Genomic DNA, 277 nt, shown 5'->3' with positions numbered 1-277 from the left:
TCAATAAAGGCTGACAGATACTACGTTTCAGTTCTTGTAGAAATCCTAGACAAAGCGATAGCCAGTCATTCCAGTAAAGGAATTGGCATTGACCTTGGATTAAAGGACTTTGCGATTGTCTCTAATGGAAAAACTTATAAGAACATCAATAAATCTGCAAAATTAAAGAAGCTTGAAAAAAAACTTATTCGAGAACAGAGAGGTCTTTCTCGAAAGTATGAAAATCTAAAGAAAGGAGGGTCCACTCAAAAGAAAAATATACAGAAACAAAGGCTTA

1 protein-coding gene is annotated in these 277 nt (G+C 34.3%); it reads left to right on the top strand.

Going from position 1 to position 277, the window contains the following annotated elements; translation table 11 throughout:
* A partial coding sequence (locus B2S90_RS04125; protein WP_286696575.1) for a transposase occupies positions 1 to 277 on the top strand: 277 nt, incomplete at both ends.

Source organism: Catenibacterium sp. UBA627 (assembly GCF_002299355.1).
GTDB classification, from domain to species: domain Bacteria; phylum Bacillota_I; class Bacilli_A; order Erysipelotrichales; family Coprobacillaceae; genus Catenibacterium; species Catenibacterium mitsuoka.
This window is presented reverse-complemented; position numbering and strand designations above follow the sequence as displayed.